The following is a 19,109-nucleotide window of genomic DNA, read 5'->3' as shown; positions in this document are numbered from 1 at the left end:
TGTTCGGGGTCATGAAAAACCAGCGACGCATCGCCACCCGCTATGACAAGACCGCGCTCTCCTTCGCCAGCTTCCTTAACCTCGCCGCCGTGCGCCTATGGCTGAAATCTTTTGTCAACATCGCCTAGTGAGCAAGACGATGAGCCGCGGCACCAGTCAAGGCTGGGGGGACCGGGTATCGATGCCCCACAACACATTCAATCGGTCAACGATCAGCATCATACGATGCCGGTCGAAGGGAAGCATCCATCGCATCAGTTCAATCAGATTCGTCCGCCCTTTGGGGTCGCCCGGCATCCAAGCGGGTCCAGCCCATCGCCGAGCCGCACGGCGAGAATAGATTTGCCGCAATGAGAAACAAGAATAGTCCGCGCCATTTGCCTAATGCTCGGACTGATAAATCGCTGCTCGCGCACATCCTCCGGCCGTCCACAGAAGCAGCGAAGTAGGGGAGAATGAAATGCCAAAGCGCTTCAGGGCCATTTTCTGGGTTTCCGCTGCACCGCTTGCGCTGATCGCTTCTGGTCAGGCATTCGCGCAGGAGGCTGCACAGCAGTCGGCGTCATCGACGGCGTCGCCGCAGGAAGTATCCAGCCAGCTGGCCGACATCGTGGTGACTGCCGAGCGTCGGTCGAGCAGCTTGCAGCGCACGCCGATCGCCATTCAGGCAGTGGACGGTGGCGCCCTTCAGGAAGCCAATGTGTCCAAGCCCGTAGACCTCGTGAAGCTGGTGCCGGGGCTGTCGGTCAGTCGCGGCTTCGGCGGGCTGAACAATATTTATGTCCGCGGCATCGGTGCGCAGATCATAAACGCGTTCGGTGACATGGCTGTGGCGCAGAGCATCGACGGCGCCTATGTCGCGCGCGGCACTGCGCTTTCCGGCGCTTTCCTCGACGTTGCGCGGATCGAAGTCCTGAAGGGGCCGCAAGGCACGCTGTACGGCCGCAACGCGACGGGCGGCGCAATCAACTACATCACCAATCATCCGGACTTTGAAACCAGCGCGCATTTCGATGCGCAGTACGGAAATTACGACGCCGTTGATCTGAAGGGCGTCGTCAACCTTCCCTTCAACGACAAAATTGCGATGCGCGCCGCGGTCGGTTTCATCAAGCATGACGGCTACATCGAGCGCACCGGAATGGATGACCAGAACACCGTCGCGAGCCGCGTTTCGCTGCGCTTTGAACCGAGCAGCGACTTCAGCATCTACATCGCCGGCGATTATTCGCGCGACCATGGCAATGGCGTCGGCCAGGTAGTGATGAACACCACGGCAACCCATGCCACGGCGATCACCGCTGATCCGTGGCAGGGGCCGCCGCTCGGCTTCTACGCGCCGGCGAACTATGATGGAACACTTCAGAATCCAGGTGTAGGATGTACCCTGCTGCCCGGCGCGAACCAGTGCGTTCCGCCCAACACCGTCACCTACAATCCCAATCTTTATGGCGCAGGCGTCGGCGGCTATGCGCTCAATCCCGACACTGTGGGCCGCTGGGCACCGGGGAGCTTCCTGAACAACAGCACCTGGGGGGTGTCCGGGCAATTCGATTGGCGTGGCCCGGGCTTCACCTTTACGTTCCTCCCGGCATATCGGCACACCCTGGCAAATTGGGTCAATCCGGCCGGCGGCTACCAGACCATCATCCGCACGCCCGCTGACCAGCAGAGCTACGAGGCGCGCCTCGCCTCCGATGGTAACGGCCCGCTCAAGTGGCTTGTCGGTCTCTACTATTTCCGCGAGACCCAGGATCCGTTCGAGCGGTACTGGAACTTCAATCAGGTGCCCGGCGGCCTTATCACCAACCAGGGTTATATCCGTCGTGACTATCACCTCGCCGACACCAGCTATGCAGCGTTCGGCCAGGTGACCTATTCGATCACGCCAGAGTTGCGCCTGACCGGCGGCCTGCGCCATACCTACGAGAAGAAGTCGATCTCCGGTCTCTTCCGCATCGGCCAGCCGGCCTACACCGATATCGGGGGGACACCGTTCTGCCCGGTTGGAGTCGCGGGCACGACCTACAATCTACCGACGTCGGAGTGCATCGTTCCCAGCAACGACAGCCGCTCGTGGAAGGCGACGAACTGGAAGATCGGGGTGGACTACGACATCGGGCCGCGCTCGATGGTCTACGCCAACGTCTCGACCGGCTTCCATGCCGGCGGTTTCAACGATGGCGTGAATGCACCGGCCGGTACGTTCAATTACAAGAACAGCTACGAGCCGGAAAGTATCACCGCCTATGCGCTGGGTACCAAGAACCGGTTCCTCGACAATCGGCTGCAGTTGAACGTCGAGCTGTTCTACTGGAGCTTCAAGAAAAAGCAGAACGGCGCGCTGAGCGTGCTCTATCCGCCGGTGGTCGGCTTCCCGATCCTCAATGTCGGCAATCTGAAGGAATATGGCGCCGACGTGGAAGCGACCTTCCTTGCCACGCCGGACGATCTGTTGACCGCCAATGTGTCCTACCTGCATTCGCGGTTCGACAATTATGTGTTCACGCCCACTTCGCAGGTCACCTGCCCCGCAATCGGCATGAACCCGATCCTGCACATCCCGATCGTCGACTGCGCCGGCAAGCCGGTACCGAATGCCCCGATGTGGAACGCCTCGCTGTCCTGGCAGCATACATTCCATCTGCCGGGCGACAGCACGATCGTGGCGGGGGTGCGCAGCAACATCCAGTCCGACACGGATCTGACGATCGGCGCACCGGCGTTCGCGCATCAGAAGGCCTATCAGATCACCGACCTGACGCTGACCTACAAGGCGGCCGAGGATCGCTGGAGTTTGTCCGCCTACGTCAACAATGTCACCAACAGCCAGGTGTTCAACAACGCCCAGCAGAGCTTCAACAGCGGCGACAGGACGTGGTGGGGCAATATCCTGCCACCGCGGACTTATGGCGTTCGGGCGTCGGTCAACTTCTAGCCCGCCTGCCTTGCCGGCCGTCGCGATACAGGGACGGCCGGCATTTCTCACACAGAAATGTACAGGGCCTCGTTTCCGACATGGGTGATTTCGCTTCTCATATGGCCCTGACCGGCGAAAGCATCATTGCCAGGCTGGAGGACGCGCCTCTCACCAGTTGGCAGATCAAGCTCAGGCTCGTCGTCGGTACTGCCACCTTCTTCAATGCCTTCGAAGTTCTGGCGATCGCTTATGCCTTGCCTGAATTAAGGGCCCAATGGCATCTGACACAAGCTCAGTCCGGTTTCCTGCTGTCGGCCTTGTTCGTCGGGGAAATCATCGGCGCGCTCCTGTTCGGCATGATCGCGGAGACGCGCGGCAGGCGGGCGGCGTTGATCGGTTGCACCGCGCTATATTCCGCGATGAGCTTGGCAGCTTCACTGGCCCCAAATTATCATTGGCTGGTCGCGGCCCGCCTCCTCACCGGCATTGGCCTCGGCGCGGAAGTTCCGATCGCGGTCACCTACATTTCGGAAATCGCCAAGGCCCAAGGGCGCGGGCGTTTCGTGCTGTTGTACGAACTGGTCTTTCCGCTCGGCCTGCTCGCGGGCGCGTTGCTGGGCTGGTGGTTTATCCTGCATTTCGGCTGGCGGCCGTTTCTGGCGATTGGCGCCCTGCCAGCGGTTTTGGTGCTGCCGATGATGATCCGTTTCGTGCCGGAATCGCCCCGATGGCTCGTGCACCGGGGCCGTCTGTCGGAAGCCGACGCCATAGTGCGGCGCATTGAAGCGGCGAGCGCGGGGTCCACGACACCGGGTTCTACCTTGTGGAACACAACCGAAGCCCGCGTCACGGATTTACCAGGCAAGTCGAACGACAAGCCAATCTTTCCGTTCAGCTTCGCCATCCTCAGCGGCTTGTTTTCTCAGGGCTATGGCCGACGCACAGCCATGCTGTGGACGATGTACTTCTGCTGCTTCTTCATGAACTACGGCTTGGTTACTTGGCTGCCCACGCTCTACCACGGGCTGTTTCACCTGTCTCTCAGCGACAGCCTGCGCAATGCGATGATCACGCAAGCGGCGGGTTTCTCGGGGACGCTGACCACGGCGCTGGCGATCGACCTTGTCGGGCGACGGATTTGGTTCAGCACTGCGTTTCTGCTGGCCGCGGCCGCGTTTTTCAACCTGGGAGTCAACGGGCTGGAGAGCGCGAACCACATGCTCGTGGGCGGATGCATCAGCTTCTATTTCGTCTCGGCAATCTCGATCGGAATGATCCTGTACGCCCCCGAGCTCTACCCGACCCGTATGCGCGTGATCGGCGTGTCGCTTGGATATGCGGTGTCGATCCTGGCCGGCATCGTTGCGCCGATGGCCGTCGGTCTGATCGTCGATACGGCGGGGCTGGGGATGATCTTCGCGATCTTCGCCTGTCTCGGCGCGCTGGCAGGGGCAATCTGTCTGATCTTCGCCGTCGAGACGCGCAATCGCTCTCTTGAACTGATTTCACCTTGAGCCGCAAAGCGGAGAAACCCCGATGCCGAATGCCGATACCGTTCATGAACGCCCCAGGACGCTCGAAGAAGCCAAAGCCTGGATGCTGGATCGCACCCGAAAGTGCATCCACCCGATGAACAACCTCAGCTACGAGGACACAGAAGGCGTCGTCGCCCAGTTGCAGGGCCTTGATCCGGTCAACTGGGCTGCGGCCTGGACCGCCGCCGGGGAGGCTGCCTTTGCCGCCGGCGTCGCTGCGCGCGAGGCCGGCAAGCTCGAGGACGCCAAGGCGCAGTTCCTGCGGGCGGACGGCTTCTTCTTCCTGGGTCGGTTTCCTTGCCCCAATCATCCCGACAAGCTGGCAAGCGCAGCACGCGAGCGCGACGCTTATCTCGCTGCAGGCGCCTTGTTCGATCCGCCGATCGAACGGGTCAGCGTTCCGTTTCAGGGCGAAGAAGGCGACGGCGATGAGGTTGTTTTCCTGCTGCGGCGCCCGAAGGGCATAGAGCGACCGCCGGTCATCGTCATGTGGGGTGGTGTCGACGCCTGGAAGGAGCAGATGACTGCGGCGAGCGACCTTGCGCTCAAGCAGGGGGTAGCAACAGTCGCGATAGATGGGCCGGGAACCGGGGAATCGCCAGTCAAGGGTCGGCCCGGCGCCGAACAGCAGTTTCTGCCGGTCTTCGACTGGCTGGCCGCGCGCGACGATCTGTCGGGCCGGTTGCCCGGATGCCTCGGCCGTTCGTTCGGCGGCTACTGGGCAACGCGGCTGGCCCACCTCTATCCCGATCGGATCGCCTGCGGCGTCAACTGGGGCGGTGGCGCCCACTTCATGTTCCAGCGCGACTGGATCGAAAGCTCGCGTTATCCCGACAGCTACCTGATGGAGCTCGTCGAGACGCGGATGCGGATGCTCGGCGCTCGCACAGAAGGCGAATATGTAGAATTCTTCGAGCGCCTGTCGCTGCTCGATGCCGGCATGCTGGACGGACCCTGCGCCCCAATGCTGCTGGTGAACGGGCGAGAGGACAAACAATGCCCGGTCGCCGACATCGACCTGCTCGTCGGCCACGGCGAACCCAAGTCAGTGCGGATGTTCCCCGGCGGGCACATGGGCATCACTCCACAAACCCTGCCGCTGATCATCGACTGGACATGCCGCATGGTGAAGGAGCGCGCCCAATGATCAACAATTGGCTACAGGCCATTCCGACGGGCGAGGCCTATCAGATCAACCGGGTTCTTTACCGGATCCAGCATGACCGGGACGAGGAGAAGCGCTATTTCGCCAATCCTGACGTCTATATCGCAAGCTATCCGGGACTGACCCCGGCGGCAACCGCGGCACTCGAGCACACCGACGTCACGCAGCTCTATCTGCTGGGTGCCAACCCCTATCTGCTGCGCGCTTACTGCCTGCAACTCCGGATCCCGGAACAGGAGTATCTCGCCGCGCTGAGGAAGGCTGGCAAGGAGCTGGAAAATGGCTGAAATTGCAGGGATCTTCGCCGTCAGCCACACCCCGGCGATGACCAATCTGCCGCACGCGCCGGCAGAGGAGGTGGCCCGTCAGGTGTTCGACGAGTTTCGCCGGACAGGCGAAGAAATCGCCCGACTGGACCCGGACGCGATCGTGCTCGTGTCCAACGATCACCTTCACAACTTCTTTCTTGGCAACATGCCGGCGTTCTGCATCGGCATCGCCGACACCTATGACGGCCCGATCGAGGGCTGGCTCAAGGTCGAGCGCAAGACCATTCCGGGCGCGCGCAGCCTTTCCGCGCACATATTGCAACATTGCCTGGACAGCGGCTTCGACCCGGCGTTTTCGCTCGAACTCGTGCTCGATCACGGCATGGTCACGCCGCTCACGCTGGCCGGCATTTGCGGCGACTTTCCTGTGGTGCCGATCCTGGTGAATTGCGTCCAGCCACCCCTGCCCAGGATGATGCGCTGCATCGAGCTTGGCCGGGCAATGGCCGAGGCAATTCGTTCCTACGATGGCGCCGAACGGGTCGTGGTGCTCGCCACCGGCGGCATCGCTCACGACGTCGGCACGCCGCGCATGGGCTATGTCAACGAACAATTCGACCGGCGCTTCCTCGAACTGCTCGGCGGAACCGACGTCGATGCGCTGACCTCATTTTCCGAGGCGGAAGTCAATAGCGCCGGCAACGGCGCCGAGGAAATCCGCAACTGGCTCGTCGCGCATGGCATTGCTGGTTGCCGCAACTTCGAACTGAACCACTACGAGCCGGTCAGCGAATGGTACACGGGCATCGCTCTGGGCCGATGGAGGGGTGAATGAGTGCGGTGCTTTCGGGCCGCACCGCCGGAGCCGATACGCGGCCAGCGGTCGTGCTGTTGCATGCGATCGCTACATCCTCAGCGTTGTGGGATCCGCAGATCGAGGTCTTGGCGGAGCGCTTCCACGTTATAGCCCTTGACCTGCCCGGCCATGGGAGAAGCGCGGCGCCGCCGTTTGCCGGATCCATCGAGGATTATGCTGTCGCAGTCCTGGCAACGCTGGATGCCATGGGCGTGGAGCGCTTCGGTGTGGTTGGCCTCTCGTTCGGCAGCTCTATCGCGCAGGCCATGGCGGTGATGGCGCGCGAACGGGTGACCTCGGCGGTGCTGGCCGGGGGTACGGCATATCCGCCTCCGCCTGTCCAGGAAATGTGGCGTGGTCGTGCCGCCGGAGCGCGCCGCGATGGTATGGGCGGCCAGGTCGACGACATACTGGCGCGATGGTTTACGCCGGCGTTTCTCGTATCTGCAAAGGCGCGTGTCGATACGATCCGCCAGCTGGTCCTCGCGACACCGGCCGAGGGTTATGCGCTTGCGGCCGAGGCGATCGCCGGGCTGGACAACCGGGCCATACTCTCGCGGATCACCTGCCCGACGCTGGTTGTTGCCGGTGAGCACGACGTGGCGGTGCCGATCGAGGCGCTGGAGACGATCGCACGGGCAGTCCCGAACAGCCGTCTGGAGCGTGTGAACGCGGCCCATCTTATGAACGTGGAGGCAGCTCGGCAATTCACCGACCTTGTCGGTGGGCACCTGTCCTCCACCATTGAGAGTTGATGCCATGAACAAGCTGAATGATCTGAAGGCTCTGATCGTTGGTGGCGGGGTCGGCGGCATGGCGACGGCCCTGTGCCTGCGTCAGTTGGGTGTTGCCGTCGATCTGATCGACAAGGATCCCGAATGGCGGGTCACGGGCGCCGGTATCACCGTGACTCGGCCGACCCTGCGCGCGATCAAGGCGCTCAACCTGCTCGAGGAATTTCTTGAAGTCGGGTTTGCCGGAAACGGGATACAGGTCTGCAACGTCAACGGGCAGCCGGTCACGCACCTGCCGGACCCTGAGCTGGGGGAGGATCTGCCCGGCAGCGGTGGCGTGATGCGGCCCGACCTTCACCGGATCATGTCGAGCCGGGTGCGCGATGTCGGCACCGATGTTCGCCTGGGTTGCACAGTCGACAGCTTTGACCAGGGCGACCATGCCGTCGAGGCGCGGTTCAGCGACGGTCAGACGCGCTCCTACGACTTCGTGGTCGGCGCGGACGGTGTCTTCTCCACGACGCGCGCGGCGATCTTTCCGGATGCCGACCAGGCCGAATATACCGGGCAGACCGTGTGGCGCCTGTACACGACGCGGCCCGCGGGCATCGACCGGCGGCACTTTTTCCTTGGGGGCCCGCACAAGATCGGGCTGTCGCCGGTATCCCAGACCCACATGTACATGTTCCTGCTTCAGGTCGGCCCGCGGCCGCCAATCTATCCCGTCGACGAACTGCACGTCCGCTTGCAGGAGCTGATGGCAAGCTATGGGGGGATTCTGGCCGGGATCCGCGATAGCTTGACGGTGGATTCGGTCATCAATGTGCGCCCTCTTGAGGCATTCCTGTTGCCTGCGCCCTGGTACAGCGGGCGCATCATCCTGGTCGGCGATGCGGCTCATCCGACAACCCCGCAGCTGGCTTCGGGGGCCGGCATGGCGATCGAGGACGGCCTCGTGCTGGCCGACGAATTGCGACGTTCCGGGGGAGACGTGGCGCGCATGTTCGCGGCGTTCATGGCCCGTCGCTATGACCGCTGTCGGCTGGTCACCGAAAATTCGATTGAGATCGGCCGGCGCGAGCAGGATGGGCGGCCTCCCGAGGAGCAGACCATCCTTGTCGAGCAGTCGCTGGCCAAGCTGGCGGAACCGATCTGATGGCACCGCCCAGGATTGCGCTGATCTCAGCCCTGCGGCTGTCGCTCGATCCCATCACGGAGAGCTTCCGGCGATTGTGGCCAGAGGCGGAACGCGTCCATATTCTCGATGACAGCCTGTCGGTCGACCGCGCGGCCGATGGAATCCTGACGGAGTCCATGATCGGGCGCTTTGTCGAATTGTCGCGCTATGCGATCAGGTTCGCGCGCGCCGACGCTATCCTGTTTACCTGCTCGGCCTTTGGCGAGGCGATCGAGACGGTGGCGGGGATGATGGACATTCCCGTGCTGAAGCCGAACGAGGCGATGATCGACGAGGCTGTCGCGCTGGGGCGGCCAGTCGGCCTCCTCGCCACGTTCGCGCCGACTCTCGGTTCCATGCTTGGTGAATTTCCAGGATCGCTTGATGTCGAACCCCGTCTTGCCGTCGGGGCGTTGGAGGCAGCGGAGGCCGGGGATTTTGCCGAGCATGACCGCCTGTCTGCGGTCGCGGCACAGGGTTTCAGTTCCGAACGCATAGTCGCGCTGGCCCAATTCAGCCTGGCCAGGGCAGCACCGGAGATTGCGCGGGTCACGGGCGCGACCGTGCTTACCACCCCTGACTGTGCGGTCAGAGCCTTGCGGCGCAAATTTGGACAGGACACAGATTTTTCTGGATAGATGTACTATTTTCCGGTAATTCTCCTTGCGAAAATAGAATTGCTTGCGGGGAGAGGGGCAATAATGGCCGAGGCTGCGCTCCGGGCGGAAACCTTCACTACAGCTGGTGTGCCCAGCGGTCGGCGATCATCCAAGTTTCGCAAGGACATGGCCTCGCTGTTCTCGATCGGACTGAATATTCGGCCCGTGGGCTCGCAGGCACTGGAGTGCGCGGTCGATGGATTTGCGCGGCCCGGCCTGCGTTTCGCCAAGTTGCGCTTTTCTCCGCATATCACCGAACCCGCCAGTTCGCAGCCAAGCCCGGTTCCCAGCTATCTGGTGAGCGTTCACCGCGAGGGTACCGCATTTGTCAGCCAGGGAGGGCGAGAAAGCATGATCCACCCCGGCGACATGTTTCTCGTCGATCCTGCTCGACCGTTCATGATAGAAACCGGCGAAATTTGCACCACGTCCATCTACGTTCCCTGCGCGGCGCTGCGTTGCTATTTTCCCAATGTCGACAGCTGCACGGCGATTGCGATGCAGACGAATACAGGTCCGGCCGCGCTATTCAGAGCGTATAGCGACGAACTCTTTCGTGTCGGCATGCAACTCAACGCCGATGCAGCCGAAAAGGTGGCTGACACGATACCGTTGATCCTCTCGACCGTGCTTTGCGGCATGGCTGAGGCCTTTTCTCCGGTGTCGGCGGGCGGCCAGGCTGCCCATCGCCAACGGGTTTTGACGTTCATCCGGCAGAATCTGGCGGACGCCGACCTTTCCCCTTCTCTGATCGCCCGCAACGTCGGACTGTCGCTGCGCTATCTCTACGAATTGTTTGAGGGTGAGGCTGAGCCCTTGATGCGGCGCATATGGCGCGAGCGACTGGAGCGCTGCAAGGGAGAAATCGTGCATCCGCAAATGACGGATATATCGATCGGCGAAATCGCCTTTCGTTGGGGTTTCAACGATGCGTCGCATTTCAGCCGAGCGTTCCGGCGTCAGTTCGGGGTTGCTCCGCGCCAGGCGCGCCTGGCCGCGCTCAGGCGTGATCTGTCGGTGAACTAGCGCGATTTCCAAGCGATCGGAACCGATCGCTGATTAAGAAATCGCGGCAAACAAGGAATCCAGAGCGGAGAGCGGATTCAATCAGATCGAAACCCGCTCTGGATTTCAAGATCGCGACAGACGACTGTCGCCTCGAGGAAATCGTCCGGTTCAATTTGATGGGGCATTTTCAGACGGAAGTCCGATGTCCGCCTTTCCTGAAAATGCCTTGGCATCGGGCATCGAGGGCGATTGCGCAGTGAGAGCGCGCATGCCGCCGGCAAGGAACGCGATCGCCTGATCATAATTTTCCGAGAGACGATCGCTCGACATCTTTCCGTTGGACAGGCGATCCAGTAGCTTGGTCGATGCGAACAATCCCACCATGACGGAAATCAGGTGGACATAGCCCTGCGTCGCCGTGTCAAGGGTAAGTCGCGGTTCCACCTCGCGCATGAGCGAGATGAACTTTCGACCCGTTTCGCCAAACAGGCGGTCCACCAATGGTGCCCACCGCGCATCCTGAGCGATGTGCGCCAATATCTGCGCATATCTGCGCCAACCTTCAGATCCTCCTTCGACCTTTTCGCGAAAGGGATCGAGGAATGCATCAAGCAATGCTTCGATCGTCGGATCGACAAGATTGTTCAAGCGCTCTTTCCGCTGCTGGCTGAGTTCCTCTGCGCGGCGCGCCACGACTGCTTCAAACAGCAACTCTTTGTTGGGGTAATGATAAGTAACGACCCCGAGGTGCTGGGCTGCTGCGTCCGCCACCTGACGGATCGAGACGGCTTCGTAGCCCGACAGGGCGAATTGGGCTTCGGCCGCGTTCAGGATCGCCTGCCTGGTGCGCTCGCCCTTGCGCATCGCCTTTTCATTTTCTCGTACGGTCATACAAAAATCTCTTGCCTCTTTCGTACATTGCCTTAAATTCAATATCGCACCGCCGTCAAGCCGTGGGGATGTCCGCACCAATGATCGACCAAGGCGGTAATGGACGGGGAGGAAATGTGTCCGGTTTTGGCATTGGCCAGGCGGTCCGGCGTCGCGAGGATCATCGCTTTCTGACGGGCGCTGGCAGCTACGTCGGTGACGTCAAGCGGGCTCGCATGGCGCATATGTGCGTGATCTATTCGGACCAGGCGCATGCGGACATTGTCCGCATCGACGTCAAGGCCGCAATGGAGTCGCCGGGCGTGCTTCTGGTCCTCACCGGGCAGGATGCCGAGAATGAAGGTCTTGGCGGCCTGCCGCCCTATTTCATGCCGGAGGACGCCGGCGGCCCACCGGGCTTTCGCACCATCCGCCCCATTCTGGTGTCCGATCGGGTCCGCTGTGTCGGTGACAGGGTGGTCGCCGTCATAGCGGAGACCGCCGACCAGGCCCGCGACGCGGCCGAGGCCGTCGAGATAGAATATTCCCCCCGTCCTTGCGTCACGACGCCGGACGGCGCTGCGGCGTCCGATGCGCCGGAAATCTGGCCTGGTTGCGAAGGGAACCGCAGTTTTACACTGGCATTTGGCGACCCCGAACGCACGGACGAGGCGTTCGCCCGCAGCGCTTTCGTCGTGCGGCTTGACTTGCGCAACAACCGCCTCTCGGCCAACTCGATCGAGCCGCGATGTGCGCTGGGCGAGTTCGTCATGAATGATGGCGATGGTCAGTACATCCTGCACACCAGCTCGCAAAACCCGCACGGCGTCCGCAAGATGCTGGCGAATTCGGTCCTCGCCATTCCCGAAACGTGCCTGCGCGTCATCTCTCCCGATGTCGGTGGCGGGTTCGGAATGAAAGCCGACCCCTATCCCGAGGATGCGCTGGTTCTATGGGCCGCGCGCAAGCTGGGGCGGCCGGTAAGGTGGATTGCCAGTCGTTCGGAATCACTGGCGGGCGATAATCATGGTCGCGACCAGGTTGCTTCGGCGCAGATGGCCTTCGACGAAAATGGCCGGGCCATAGGCCTGCGCGTACGCGCCTATCACGCGCTGGGCGCCTATGTCGCTTCGGCCACGGTTGCGCCGATCACCTTTTCGATGCGCATGTTGCCCGGGGTCTACGACATCCCCGCCATTGATGTGCGGACGTCGGCCATGTTCACCAATTGCTCGCCCACGGGTCCGTATCGCGGCGCAGGCCGGCCCGAGGCATGCTTCATGCTTGAGCGGCTGATGGATGAAGCGGGCCGCGTTTCGGGATTGGGGCAGGTGGAGATCCGGCGCCGGAACCTGATCGCCGAGCAGGCCTTGCCATATGCGACCCCCACCGGCTTCACCTATGATAGTGGCGATTTCGCCGGAATGATGGATAAATGCCTCGAACTGGCCGACTGGGAAGGCTTCGCGGCGCGCAGGCAGGCGTCGGAAGGCCGAGGGCTCGTTCGCGGACGCGCTGTCACCTGCTATATCGAGAGCGCAGGCGTGTTCAACGAGCGGATGGAACTGCGCTTCGACCCGTCTGGCGGAGTATCGATCCTCGCCGGCACTCATTCGCACGGCCAGGGGCATGCGACCGCTTTCGCGCAGCTGATACACGACTGGCTCGGTATCCCCTCTGAACAGATCCGACATGTTCAGGGCGATACGGATGCAGTGACATTCGGTCGCGGGACCTATGCCGCCCGTAGCTCCATGCTGGCAAGTACGGCGCTTCGGGCCGCAGCCGACGAGGCGATCGCGCGCTGTTCGCCTATGGCCGCGAGCATCCTTGAGACAGACGTCGATGCTGTCCTATTCAGCGAGGGCCTTTTCCGGGCCGCGGCCACTAACCGTACTGTCTCGCTGCAGCAGGTGGTCAGGGGCTTCTTCGCGCCGATGGGCGTGCCGGGCGGCCAGTCCCTGGGTTTATCGACCGTAGGCACGGCCGGCGGTGAAGCGCCGAACTTCCCGAACGGCGCGCACGTCTGCGAGGTCGAGGTCGACCCCGAAACCGGTGCCATCCGGATAGACCGCTACACCGTCGTCGACGACGTGGGCAAGGCGATCAACCCGATGATTTGCGAAGGCCAGATCATTGGCGGCATCGCCCAGGGTGTCGGGCAGGCTCTGGTCGAGGAGGTCGTCTACGACCCGGCCACCGGCCAACTGCTGAGCGGCAGCTTTTCAGACTATGGAATGTTGAGGACAGATACGATGCCAACCATAGCCGCGAGGCTTGAGGAAATTCCATGCAAGACCAACCCCGTCGGGGTCAAGGGCGTGGGGGAATCCGGTACGATCGCCGCGCCGCCCACGGTGGTCAACGCGGTGCTTGATGCGCTGCGCCCGCTTGGCGTCACCGACCTGCAAATGCCGCTGACTTCGGCGCGCATATGGTCCGCGATCGATGCCGCCGCCTCGCGCAAGGCAGAACCGGCGTGAAGCTCGTCGGTGAAGCGCTGATCCGCGCCGAGCGCGAGCTGGTCTGGCAGGCGATCAACGATCCCGATATCCTGCGCCAATGCATACCGGGGTGCGAGGAAATCACGCGCGAGACACCGGTCGACTGGGTGGCGACGGTGGTGACCCGCGTCGGGCCGGTAAAGGCCAGGTTCAATGGTCGAATCCGGCTTGAGGATCTCCAGGCGCCGGAAAGCTGCCGCATCGTCGGCGAAGGATCAGGCGGCGCGGCCGGTTTCGCCAAGGGGGCCGCGCTGGTCCGCCTTGCGCAGGAGGCGGAGGGCACGCGGCTTACCTATGATGTCAGCAGCGAGATCGGCGGCAAGCTGGCCCAGATCGGCTCGCGCCTGATCGAGGCTTTCGCCAAAAAATATGCGGCTGAGTTCTTCGACAAGTTCGGAGCGATCGTCGAAGCCGGAACGGCCCCGGATATATCCGCAATTCCGGGCGAAGCGCCGGTCGCACCGATCCCCGCCGGAGATGGGCGGGTGCCCGTGCCTGTTGCAGGCGCGCAGCCCCGTCCCGCACCGGCTGTCGCGGAATCCGCCCGGCGGTGGTTCGATGCCCAGTCCTTCACGATCCTGGTGCTGGCAGCGCTGTTGGTCTTCATGACCGTCATGTACACACTCAAGCCCTGACCATGGAAAAGCTCTACCCACTTTCGCTTGCTGTGAACGGCCGGGAAGTCAGCGAGATGGTCAGCCCGCGGCTGCTGCTGGTCGATTTCCTGCGCGATGTTCTGGGTCTGACGGGCACGCATGTCGGCTGTGATACAACCCAATGCGGTGCCTGCACCGTTCATTGCGACGGGCAGGCCGTGAAGAGTTGCACGATGCTGGCGCTCCAGGCGCAAGGGCAGGCGGTCACCACGATCGAGGGGCTCGGTCCACGGGGCGATCACCCGCTGCAGCAGGCGTTTCGCGAGGAGCACGGCCTTCAGTGCGGTTATTGCACGCCCGGCATGATCATGGCTGCCGCCGCGCTTCTGGACACGAACCCCTCGCCGGACGAGGCTGCGGTCCGCCATGCGCTGGAAGGCAATCTGTGCCGCTGCACCGGGTACCAGCCGATCATCGCGGCCGTGATTTCCGCCAGCCGGAAGACCGGCCAATGAGAGAATTCGTCTATTCTCGCCCTGAAACTCTTTCGGACATTCTCGATATCCTTGCGGGCGATTCCGATGCCAGGCCGCTGGCCGGAGGCATGACCTTGCTGCCGACCATGAAGCAGCGGCTTGCCGGTCCTTCGGAGCTGGTGGACCTGGCGGGGGTTCCACTGCTGAGCGAGATCGAGGAAGACGAAGGCGAACTGCAGATCGGCGCCATGGCAACGCACGCTGCCGTCGCAGGCAACGCGCTCGTGCAGTCCCGGCTTCCTGGGCTTTCGCTGCTGGCCGACGGCATCGGTGACGTCCAGGTCCGTAACCGGGGTACGATCGGCGGCTCGATCGCCAACAACGATCCGGCGGCCGATTACCCGGCGGCGATCCTCGCGCTCGATGCGGTGGTCGTCACAGACCGCCGCGAGTTGCCTGCCGACGCCTTCCTGACAGGATTGTTCGAGACCGCGCTGGAACCGGGCGAGCTTGTCCTGCAGGTGCGCATCCGCACTGACCAGGCATTTTCCTATGCCAAGTTCCGGCACCCGGTTTCGGGTTACGCCATGACCGGCGTGGCCGTCGCCCATGGCCCCCGTGGCTGGCGGGTCGCAGTCACCGGAGCAGGCGCGGGGGCATTCCGGATGCCGGACGTCGAGCACCAATTGTTGCGCGACGGCAGCCCCGAAGGCATCGATCGACTGACCTTCGATCTGCCGGAACTCATCAGCGATTTTCACGCGGGCGCAGACTACCGGGCCAATCTTGTGCGCGTGATGACACGGCGGGCGGTACATGCTCTGCTTGGAGGACAAAATGCCGACTGAGCTTCCCCGGTCGGGCCGTCTTGCCGCCAAGGTCGTCGCGATGACTGGCGCCACGGGGGGACTTGGCCTGGCGACCGCGCGATTGATGGCGCGCGAAGGCGCGAAACTGGCTCTGACCGACATTGACGAGCAGGCGCTGGATATTCTGAAAACGGATTTGATTGCCGAAGGAACCGAGGTCGTTGCGGTTCCGGGTGACGCGACGCTGCCGGAAACCCACGCCGCGCTGGTCAACCTGGCCATGGAACGGTTTGGCGCCCTGCACGCCTGGTGCAATATCGCCGGCATTCTGGGGCCCGGCGATCTGGCCGACGTCACGCTGGCCCAGTTCGACCGTGTGATGCACGTCAACTGCTTCTCGCAACTCATCGCCATGCAGAAGGCCGCGCCGGCCATCCGCGCTTCGGGCGGCGGGGCGATCGTCAACGTCTCGTCGGTCGGGGGGCTGGTATCGCTGCCCCACATGAGCGTCTATTGTGCTTCCAAGGCGGCGATCATCGGCATGACGCGGGCATTGGCGGCCGAACTGGCGCCCGACATCCGATGCAATGTCATCTGTCCGGGCGGAATCGACACCGGCATGGCGCAAGGGCTTCTGGCCGGGTTACCGCCGGAGGACCGAGCGGATCTGCTGGCCAAGTTGACCGGTCGCCAGCACCTCAAGCGCTTTGCCCACCCCGCCGAGATCGCGAAAACCATCCTGCACCTCGCGTCGGACGAATCTTCGTTCATGACGGGATCGGTCATCGCCGCGGACGGCGGCCACACGAGTTGGTAGACAAGGCCAAGGCGCTCGCAACGTTGATGCGGTTTTCGGTGGCGGCTCGTCTGATCGGCGGATGACGAACGGGCCGCACTGCATCGACATGGTCAGCCACCCACGGGACGTCGCCCGATTTGTCGTCGAATGCGCCGAGGCCCGGATCGGCGTGGCGCTGGTTTTCGTCACTGCGGTCGATGGGGGCAGCATGCGCGAGCCCGGCCTGCGAATGGCGGCCAGCATTACGGGCACCACAGCAGGCTATGTGTCGAACGGCTGCGTCGAGGCGGACCTGGTGGCGCAAGCGCGCAAGGCAATCGTCGAAAATCGGCCGGCGGCCGTACAATATGGGCGGGGCAGCGGCAGGATCGACGTCGTGTTGCCGTGCGGAGGCCGAATCGAACTGTTGATATATCCCGTCGCGGATCATCATCTGCCGGCCCTGCGGGCCATGATTGAGGCGGAACGGGAGGCCGGGGCGATCGCACTGGCAACGGACGGCTCGCTCCCGTGGTACCCCGGAATGGAACCTGCCTCGCCCGGCACAGCGGCCTATGTGGTTCGACCGAAGATCCGGCTATTGATCGTGGGATCCGGCGTGGAGGCGCTGGTCCTGGCGCGTCTGGCTGCGGCAGCCGATATGCAGGTCGAGCTGGCCTCGCCGGATGACATCACCTTGACCAGGGCACGCCACGCCGGAATTTCCGTCCGGGTACTGCGGGGGCTTTCGTCGCCCGTTGATTTGCATATCGACGGGGGCACTGCGATAGCCCTGATGTTCCACGATCATGAATGGGAGCAAATGGTGCTGCGCCAGGCGTTGGGCAGCGACGCCTTCTATGTAGGTGCGCTCGGCAGCCGGCGAGCTCATGCCCGCCGCGCTGAAGGCCTGGTCGCTTCCGAGTGCAGCAATGAAGGCATCGCAAGGATCAAGGCGCCGATTGGTCTGGTTCACCAGCTGCGCGATCCGCATTTAATCGCCGCATCGGTGATCGCGGAAATTGCAGCCGCTTTTCAGGAGCGGTTCACGGCGTTCTAAGTACCAACGTGCGCTAAGGCTGAACAAACGACAGCTTCAACGGGCTGCCGCTCGGAAGCGGACTAACTGGAACGTCCGACAAAGCAGACATGATGGCCGGCTCGAGCGCGGCAATGAGATGTCCGCTGCCGGCTAGCGAAATTTGGCCGCTAAGCGGCGAGGAAGGGTCGTCTCCGCCCGCCCTCATGCGAGCACCGGATTGGTTGCTTCAATTGCCTCGCACTCGGTTTGGACGCCCAACAATACCGGTTCGGCCATAATTTCGCTTTTGCAGAAGGTCCGGCAGCTCGTCTAAAGGCGGGCCGTCAGGATTTTGAACCACGATGAATTATCGCCATTTCTTCCATGCCGGCAATAGCGCCGATGTCGTAAAGCACAGCCTGCTGATCGCCCTGGTGCGGGCTTTGCAGCACAAGCCGGGCCCGCTGACCCTGATCGACACCCATGCCGGCTGCGGGCTGTACGACCTTGGCGGCGACGAAGCCCAACGCACCGGCGAAGCCACGCAGGGCGTGCTGCGGGTCTTTGCCGATCCGAACCCCTTGCTGGATGACTACCGCGCCGCCGTACGGGCGGTGAATGTGGGTGACGAACCGCACCTTTACCCCGGCTCACCGCGATTTCTGGCCCAGCTTTTGCGCCCGCAGGATTTCCTGATCCTGAACGAAAAGCACCCGGAAGACGCTTACGCCCTGCGCGGCGTGATGCGGGGCACGAGCGCGGCCGTGCATGAACGCGACGCCTACGAACTTTGGCTGGCTATGCTGCCGCCCAGCACCGCGCGCGGCGTGGTGGTGGTCGACCCGCCCTACGAGCAGCTGGACGAACGCGCGCGCATCACCGCCACCCTCGCCGCCGCTCACCGCAAATGGGCGCATGGCGTGACGGTGATCTGGTATCCGCTGAAGGACAGCGCCACGCATTGGCGGTGGAAACAGCAGTTACGCAAGCTCGGCATCCCGAAATTGCTACTGGTGGAGCATTGGCTATACGATAGCGAGCAACCTGGCATCTATAACGGCGCGGGCCTCTTTATCGTCAATCCGCCCTACGCTTTCACGCAGGCACTGCCGCCACTGTTGGAGGCTTTGCGCGCCGCGTTAGCGCCCGAAGAGCATAAGGGCGAGATTATATCCGGTTGGCTGGGCGATTAAAATAGAGCCTCGCCCCACCCATCATGCAAAGGGGCACGCTCGTTGGCCGTGCTCCAGACATTGTGCCTCTGCGCCCGCTGGTAATGGACTCGATCATGTGATCCTGTTCGCTCGGAATGGCGACTGAGGGCGTCGAAAAAGCCTCCCGATGCCAGGGGTGGTGTACTGCTGCCGACATGCTAAGGGTCTGACATGTTTCAAGCACCCGGCCGCAGCGGCACTGTCGAGATCGATGGTTTCAAATTTGATTGGGAACTCCTGAGCGAGCCTCAATTGTCCTCTTCCGATGGCTGGAAGGGAATGACTGTCTCCCTGCGCCAGAGAGACATGCCGCGCGAAGCGGTACTGGAATTTCCCGCACCCAAGCGCCTGATGAGAGGATTGCCGAAAGGCCGTTTGCACATCAACGATGCGATTGCTTCGCGAGGGGTTCGGGCAGCATTATCGGCAGGATGGGATCCTGCTTCGCGAGGCAAGCCCACGGTTTTCATGGTTGATGCCAACGGTGACTAAGCGGGGCATAGATCGTGCACTCCCGC

At 62.7% G+C, this 19,109-nt stretch carries 18 protein-coding genes and 1 pseudogene; 18 read left to right on the top strand and 1 reads right to left on the bottom strand.

Translation table 11 applies throughout. The annotated features are described in order from the left end of the window. From MRBLMC3_RS23100 to MRBLMC3_RS17375, 10 genes and pseudogenes are all read left to right on the top strand, one after another. Positions 1–128 (top strand): annotated as a pseudogene (locus MRBLMC3_RS23100) (IS5/IS1182 family transposase); the annotation flags it as partial. Between the two features lie 332 nt (positions 129–460). Continuing rightward, entirely contained in the window at positions 461–2,938 is a 2,478-nt protein-coding gene (locus tag MRBLMC3_RS17415; protein WP_363830839.1) for a TonB-dependent receptor, read from the top strand. A gap of 80 nt (positions 2,939–3,018) precedes the next feature. Further along, positions 3,019–4,434 (top strand): MFS transporter, encoded by a 1,416-nt coding sequence (locus MRBLMC3_RS17410; RefSeq protein WP_363830836.1) that lies wholly within the window; start codon positions 3,019–3,021, stop codon positions 4,432–4,434. 22 nt (positions 4,435–4,456) lie between these two features. Next, positions 4,457–5,602, top strand: a complete 1,146-nt coding sequence (locus tag MRBLMC3_RS17405; RefSeq protein WP_363830833.1) for an alpha/beta hydrolase family protein — start codon at positions 4,457–4,459, stop codon at positions 5,600–5,602. Then, positions 5,599–5,907, top strand: a complete 309-nt coding sequence (locus MRBLMC3_RS17400) for a hypothetical protein (RefSeq protein ID WP_363830831.1) — start codon at positions 5,599–5,601, stop codon at positions 5,905–5,907. The genes MRBLMC3_RS17405 and MRBLMC3_RS17400 overlap by 4 nt, the downstream gene beginning before the upstream one ends. Next, positions 5,900–6,724, top strand: coding sequence for a 2,3-dihydroxyphenylpropionate 1,2-dioxygenase (locus tag MRBLMC3_RS17395; RefSeq protein WP_363830828.1), 825 nt, complete (start codon positions 5,900–5,902; stop codon positions 6,722–6,724). Before MRBLMC3_RS17400 ends, MRBLMC3_RS17395 begins: the two co-directional genes overlap by 8 nt. Then, entirely contained in the window at positions 6,721–7,500 is a 780-nt protein-coding gene (locus MRBLMC3_RS17390) for an alpha/beta fold hydrolase (RefSeq protein ID WP_363830825.1), read from the top strand. Before MRBLMC3_RS17395 ends, MRBLMC3_RS17390 begins: the two co-directional genes overlap by 4 nt. Positions 7,501–7,504: 4 nt before the next feature. Continuing rightward, on the top strand, positions 7,505–8,635 hold the full coding sequence (locus MRBLMC3_RS17385) for an FAD-dependent oxidoreductase (protein ID WP_363830823.1): 1,131 nt from the start codon (positions 7,505–7,507) through the stop codon (positions 8,633–8,635). After that, on the top strand, positions 8,635–9,294 hold the full coding sequence (locus MRBLMC3_RS17380) for an aspartate/glutamate racemase family protein (protein ID WP_363830820.1): 660 nt from the start codon (positions 8,635–8,637) through the stop codon (positions 9,292–9,294). Before MRBLMC3_RS17385 ends, MRBLMC3_RS17380 begins: the two co-directional genes overlap by 1 nt. 63 nt (positions 9,295–9,357) lie before the next feature. After that, positions 9,358–10,341, top strand: coding sequence for a helix-turn-helix domain-containing protein (locus tag MRBLMC3_RS17375; RefSeq protein ID WP_363830817.1), 984 nt, complete (start codon positions 9,358–9,360; stop codon positions 10,339–10,341). Between the two features lie 150 nt (positions 10,342–10,491). Here the strand turns inward: MRBLMC3_RS17375 and MRBLMC3_RS17370 are convergent, their stop codons facing one another. Further along, entirely contained in the window at positions 10,492–11,256 is a 765-nt protein-coding gene (locus tag MRBLMC3_RS17370; protein ID WP_363830814.1) for a TetR/AcrR family transcriptional regulator, read from the bottom strand. A 38-nt stretch (positions 11,257–11,294) separates the two neighbouring features. Here MRBLMC3_RS17370 and MRBLMC3_RS17365 point away from each other — a divergent pair, with 38 nt between their 5' ends. The 8 genes from MRBLMC3_RS17365 to MRBLMC3_RS17330 all read left to right on the top strand — a co-directional run bounded on the left by MRBLMC3_RS17365 (position 11,295) and on the right by MRBLMC3_RS17330 (position 19,083). Next, positions 11,295–13,676, top strand: coding sequence for a xanthine dehydrogenase family protein molybdopterin-binding subunit (locus tag MRBLMC3_RS17365; protein WP_363830811.1), 2,382 nt, complete (start codon positions 11,295–11,297; stop codon positions 13,674–13,676). After that, entirely contained in the window at positions 13,673–14,332 is a 660-nt protein-coding gene (locus MRBLMC3_RS17360) for a CoxG family protein (protein ID WP_363830809.1), read from the top strand. Before MRBLMC3_RS17365 ends, MRBLMC3_RS17360 begins: the two co-directional genes overlap by 4 nt. Before the next feature lie 2 nt (positions 14,333–14,334). Continuing rightward, a complete protein-coding gene (locus MRBLMC3_RS17355) occupies positions 14,335–14,808 on the top strand; it encodes a (2Fe-2S)-binding protein (protein WP_363830807.1) in 474 nt (157 codons plus the stop codon). Then, positions 14,805–15,617 carry an FAD binding domain-containing protein gene (locus tag MRBLMC3_RS17350; protein ID WP_363830804.1) on the top strand — a complete coding sequence of 271 codons (813 nt, stop codon included), beginning with the start codon at positions 14,805–14,807 and terminating at the stop codon, positions 15,615–15,617. The genes MRBLMC3_RS17355 and MRBLMC3_RS17350 overlap by 4 nt, the downstream gene beginning before the upstream one ends. Beyond that, entirely contained in the window at positions 15,586–16,395 is an 810-nt protein-coding gene (locus tag MRBLMC3_RS17345; protein WP_363830801.1) for an SDR family NAD(P)-dependent oxidoreductase, read from the top strand. The genes MRBLMC3_RS17350 and MRBLMC3_RS17345 overlap by 32 nt, the downstream gene beginning before the upstream one ends. Positions 16,396–16,456: 61 nt before the next feature. Continuing rightward, on the top strand, positions 16,457–17,416 hold the full coding sequence (locus MRBLMC3_RS17340) for an XdhC family protein (protein ID WP_363830799.1): 960 nt from the start codon (positions 16,457–16,459) through the stop codon (positions 17,414–17,416). A 323-nt stretch (positions 17,417–17,739) separates the two neighbouring features. Further along, complete coding sequence (locus tag MRBLMC3_RS17335) at positions 17,740–18,570, top strand: 23S rRNA (adenine(2030)-N(6))-methyltransferase RlmJ (protein ID WP_363830797.1); 831 nt, start codon at positions 17,740–17,742, stop codon at positions 18,568–18,570. 192 nt (positions 18,571–18,762) lie between these two features. Continuing rightward, the gene (locus tag MRBLMC3_RS17330; RefSeq protein ID WP_133653520.1) at positions 18,763–19,083 is read left to right on the top strand and encodes a hypothetical protein; all 321 of its coding nucleotides are present in this window, start codon (positions 18,763–18,765) and stop codon (positions 19,081–19,083) included. Positions 19,084–19,109: the final 26 nt, after the last annotated feature.

It is taken from the genome of Sphingobium sp. LMC3-1-1.1 (genome assembly GCF_040676285.1).
Taxonomy (GTDB): Bacteria; Pseudomonadota; Alphaproteobacteria; order Sphingomonadales; family Sphingomonadaceae; genus Sphingobium.
This window is presented reverse-complemented; position numbering and strand designations above follow the sequence as displayed.